6 protein-coding genes and 2 pseudogenes are annotated in these 3909 nt (G+C 66.4%); 7 read left to right on the top strand and 1 reads right to left on the bottom strand.

The annotated features are described in order from the left end of the window. Nucleotides 1–346, top strand: a pseudogene (locus tag WA317_RS09495) (acyl-CoA thioesterase II); the annotation flags it as partial. Next, the gene (pdxT, locus tag WA317_RS09490; protein ID WP_425172784.1) at nt 343–948 is read left to right on the top strand and encodes a pyridoxal 5'-phosphate synthase glutaminase subunit PdxT; all 606 of its coding nucleotides are present in this window, start codon (nt 343–345) and stop codon (nt 946–948) included. The pseudogene WA317_RS09495 and the gene pdxT, both read left to right, overlap by 4 nt. A gap of 12 nt (nt 949–960) precedes the next feature. Here the strand turns inward: pdxT and WA317_RS09485 are convergent, their stop codons facing one another. Further along, on the bottom strand, nt 961–1761 hold the full coding sequence (locus WA317_RS09485; protein WP_425172785.1) for an oxygenase MpaB family protein: 801 nt from the start codon (nt 1759–1761) through the stop codon (nt 961–963). A 194-nt stretch (nt 1762–1955) separates the two neighbouring features. Here WA317_RS09485 and WA317_RS09480 point away from each other — a divergent pair, with 194 nt between their 5' ends. The 5 genes and pseudogenes from WA317_RS09480 to WA317_RS09460 form a co-directional block, all read left to right on the top strand. Then, nucleotides 1956–2234, top strand: coding sequence for a hypothetical protein (locus WA317_RS09480; RefSeq protein ID WP_425172783.1), 279 nt, complete (start codon nt 1956–1958; stop codon nt 2232–2234). A gap of 21 nt (nt 2235–2255) precedes the next feature. Then, the gene (locus WA317_RS09475; RefSeq protein ID WP_425172782.1) at nt 2256–2921 is read left to right on the top strand and encodes a class I SAM-dependent methyltransferase; all 666 of its coding nucleotides are present in this window, start codon (nt 2256–2258) and stop codon (nt 2919–2921) included. 12 nt (nt 2922–2933) lie between these two features. Continuing rightward, the gene (locus tag WA317_RS09470) at nt 2934–3179 is read left to right on the top strand and encodes a hypothetical protein (protein ID WP_425172781.1); all 246 of its coding nucleotides are present in this window, start codon (nt 2934–2936) and stop codon (nt 3177–3179) included. Next, on the top strand, nt 3166–3591 hold the full coding sequence (locus WA317_RS09465) for a type II toxin-antitoxin system VapC family toxin (RefSeq protein WP_425172780.1): 426 nt from the start codon (nt 3166–3168) through the stop codon (nt 3589–3591). The genes WA317_RS09470 and WA317_RS09465 overlap by 14 nt, the downstream gene beginning before the upstream one ends. A 44-nt stretch (nt 3592–3635) precedes the next feature. After that, a pseudogene (locus WA317_RS09460) lies at nt 3636–3909 on the top strand (YebC/PmpR family DNA-binding transcriptional regulator); the annotation flags it as partial.

Below are 3909 nucleotides of genomic sequence, written 5' to 3'. Positions count from 1 at the left end.
GCAGCAGGTGTGGTTCCGCCACCACGATCCGCTGCCCGACGACCCGGTGCTGCACATCTGCGCGCTGGCTTACATGAGCGACCTCACCCTGCTGGGATCCGCACAGGTGACCCATATGCGGGAGCGCGAGCGTCTGCAGATCGCCTCACTGGATCACGCGATGTGGTTCATGCGAACATTCCGGGCGGACGAATGGCTGCTCTATGACCAGTCGTCGCCGTCGGCCTGCAACGGGCGGGCGCTGACGCAGGGCAAGATCTTCACTAAGCACGGGGAGTTGATCGCGGCGGTGGTGCAGGATGGCCTGACCCGGCACAAGCGCGACCCGCCTCCGGTGAGCCGGTGAGCGCTCCGCGCGTCGGCGTCTTGGCGCTGCAGGGCGACATTCGAGAACACCTTGCAGCGCTGGGTGAGGTTGGCGCTGAACCGGTTTCGGTGCGCCGGCGTAAAGAACTCGACGCCGTGGACGGTTTGGTGATTCCGGGTGGTGAATCGACCACAATGAGCCATCTGCTGCGCGAGCTGGACCTGCTCGAGCCGCTGCGGGCCCGGCTGGCCGAAGGGCTTCCCGCTTACGGGGCGTGTGCGGGAATGATCATGCTGGCCAACGAGATTCTCGATGCCGGTACCGCCGACCGCGCGGCGGTTCCACTCAAAGCCATCGATATCACGGTGCGGCGCAACGCGTTCGGGCGTCAGGTCGACTCGTTCGAGGGTGACTTGGCATTCGCCGGCTTGGACGAACCGGTGCACGCGGTGTTCATCAGGGCGCCGTGGGTGGAGCGCACCGGAGCGGACGTCCAAGTGCTGGCGCGCGCCGCGGATCACGTGGTGGCGGTGCGGCAGGGATCGGTTCTCGCCACGGCGTTTCACCCGGAGATGACCGGGGATCGACGGATTCACCGGCTCTTCGTCGACATCGTCGACGGTCAGGACACTGCCGCGTAGCAGCGCACGGTGTCACCCGGCGGCGGGCAGCACCCATCGGATGCCGCCGACCAAGGCGCGCCCGACCGTCCGCACGACGGTGAGCTCGACCGGCGGAAAGTACGGCAGCCGCAGCGGTATGCGCGCCCACGCCGGCAGCATCGCCACCGCGGTAGCGGCCAGCACCCCGTAAGGCGCCCGTGCCGCCAGCGGCAGCGGCGGCGTCAGCAGAAGGAATCGGGCAGCGTCGCGCGCCTCCGAACTACTGCTCAACTCCGGCCGGAATGCGTTCAGGCGTTGCGCCAACTCGCGTTCGGTGCGCGGCGGGTCGACCACGCCGAGCTTGCCGGCGATCACAGCCATGTCGGCGACATAGGTGTCGCGGCCTTCCTGGTCCAGCGGGGCGGCGCCGTAAAGCTGGTGGGCGCGCAGGAAGCTGTCGGCTTCGGCGATGTGCACCCATTCCAGCAGATGCGGATCCGTGGCATGGTACGGCCGGCCGGCCGAGGAGATCCCGTGCACCCGCTGGTGAATCCCGCGGACACGGTCGACGGCGCGCTGCGCGTCGTCTGCCGCGCCGAAGGTTGTCACCGCCAAGAACGTGCTGGTCCGTTGCAGCCGGCCCCACGGGTCGCCACGGTAGTTAGAATGTTGGGCCACCCCGGCCATTGCCAGCGGATGCAGCGACTGCAGCAGCAACGCCCGCAACCCGCCGACGACCATCGAGGCGTCGGCGTGCACCCGGCGGATCGAACTGCCTTCGGGGAACCACCGCGGCCCAGGAGTGTCGTGAATGCGCGAACGTTCAGCCGGCCCGTCCGGACCGGCGATCATTTCGAACAGACTGCTGCTCAACGCGTCCCGGACCGTATTCAGCGGGCTTTGCGGTGTCACATCTTCCACGGTAACCCAACTTTCCGCCCACTTCTGAACGGGGAGTTCAGCGGCGATACGGACCACTGCACAGCGTTTGACGTGAGAGATTGCGGTGTAACAAAGATCCAACACCCGGCTCAGAAAGGTCAACGATGAAGCGAACTGTAGCCGCCACGATCGCGACCGCGGCGCTGCTGCTCGGCGGTTGCTCCGCCTCCCAGATCGTCAACACCGGTGGCGACACGAAGTGCAAGGACTTCACCACACAGGACGAGAAGAAGCAGAACGACGAGGTCAGCAAGATGCTCAAAGACAAAAGCGGCGCCGAACCCAGCAACCTGGAGATCGCGGCGACGCGCGCTTCAGCGCTGGCTTACTGCCAAACGGTCGGCAAACCCGACAGCAAGATCTCCGAGTCGCCGCACGGCTGACCTGCGACCATCCGCCAGCGCATGGACATCTCTGCCGAATCGTTAGGGCATCCCGTCAGCAAGTTCGACAGACCGGTGCACACCTGGCGCGACATCCCGGGCTGGTTTCAGTGGCGTCGTCACCAAGAAGAGGCCGTCGCGCATTTTCCTGACGGCAGCTGGTTCGTCGAGGTCGGCTGCTACCTAGGCCGCAGTATCTGCTCGTTGGGCGAAGTGGTACGCAGTTCTCACGCCAAGACCCGAATCATCGGTGTGGACGCGGCTCTGGGTAGCGGGCCCGAAGGCAGCAGCGAGCGCGACGCTCACGGACCCGCGGTCGCCCACGGCGGCGGAACGTTGGCCGGGCTGTTGCACCGCAATGTCATCGGCTGCGGCCTGGCCGACACGATCCAACTGCTGATCAGCGACTCCGTCTCAGCTGCCGAACTGTTCGCCGACGCTTCGGTGGCCTGGGTTCACATCGACGCCCGCCATGACTACGCGAGCGTGGTCGCCGACATCAATGCCTGGGCCCCCAAGGTGGAGCCGGGAGGTTGGTTGTCCGGCGACGACTACCACGCCGAAGCGTGGCCCGGCGTGGTCGACGCAGTCACCGACACCCTGCCGGAGGCCCGCCCGTGGTGGTCGACCCAATGGCGGTGGGTGAACCCGTCCACGCCACGCACCGCTTCATGCAAGGACGCATGATACGGTGCACTTGTGCCTAAGACGGTTCAAATCCGAGATCTCGACGACGATGTCTACGCGGGCTTGCTACGGCGGGCGGGGGAAGAGGGAATTACCGTGCCGGAGTTGCTGCGCCGAGAGGCGGCCCGACTGGCGGCACGGCCGTCGATTCGGCAATGGTTAGCCCGAACGGGTCGCCGGCATGCTGAGGTGTCAACGGACGAAGTGCTGGCCACGTTGGACCAGTGGCGCGGCGAGTGGCCTGATGCTGGTCGTTGACGCCTCGTGCCTGTTCGAGGTTGTCGCGGCGACGCCCCGGTCAGGTGCGATCGCCGGTCGACTGACCGCCGACCCGGACCAGGTTGCGCCGCAGGTCATCGACGTCGAGGTGCTGGGGGTCATCCGCACTCAGCACTTGCGCGGGCGGCTGGACCGGACTGCCGCCGGCCAGGCGGTAGCCGACCTGCGGGACTGGCCGGGTGAACGCTACGGCCACCGGTGGCTGTTGGATCGGGCTTGGGAACTGCGTGAGTCGGTGCGCGGCTGGGACGCGTTTTATGTTGCGCTGGCGGAGGCTTTCGACGCGACACTTCTCACGCTCGACGAGCGTCTGGCTCGTGCGCATGGGCCGACATGTCGGATAGAAGTGCCGGGGATTGGCGCAGGCAGGGCGCGTGAATATCCCACGTAGACTCGTCAAGCGGATTCAGGAGCAACAGAAGAGGTAGTACGGCGATGAGCGGCCATTCCAAGTGGGCCACCACCAAGCACAAGAAGGCGATCGTCGATGCGCGGCGCGGCAAGATGTTCGCCCGCCTGATCAAGAACATCGAGGTTGCCGCCCGTGTCGGTGGCGGGGATCCGGCCGGTAACCCGACGCTGTATGACGCCATCCAGAAGGCGAAGAAGAGCTCGGTGCCCAACGAGAACATCGAGCGGGCCCGCAAGCGCGGCGGGGGTGAGGAAGCCGGCGGTGCCGACTGGCAGAACATCACCTATGAGGGATACG

Origin of the sequence: Mycobacterium sp. (assembly GCF_049802695.1) — a bacterium.
Lineage (GTDB): Bacteria > Actinomycetota > Actinomycetes > Mycobacteriales > Mycobacteriaceae > Mycobacterium.
Note: the sequence above shows the minus strand (reverse complement) of the source record. Positions and strands in the feature narration are given on the sequence as shown.

Bases quoted from the DNA above. Each gene is read 5' to 3' on its own strand.
- WA317_RS09485 (WP_425172785.1), bottom strand. From the start codon at position 1,761: ATGATCGCCGGTCCGGACGGGCCGGCTGAACGTTCGCGCATTCACGAC.
- WA317_RS09480 (WP_425172783.1), top strand. From the start codon at position 1,956: ATGAAGCGAACTGTAGCCGCCACGATCGCGACCGCGGCGCTGCTGCTC.
- WA317_RS09475 (WP_425172782.1), top strand. From the start codon at position 2,256: ATGGACATCTCTGCCGAATCGTTAGGGCATCCCGTCAGCAAGTTCGAC.
- WA317_RS09465 (WP_425172780.1), top strand. From the start codon at position 3,166: ATGCTGGTCGTTGACGCCTCGTGCCTGTTCGAGGTTGTCGCGGCGACG.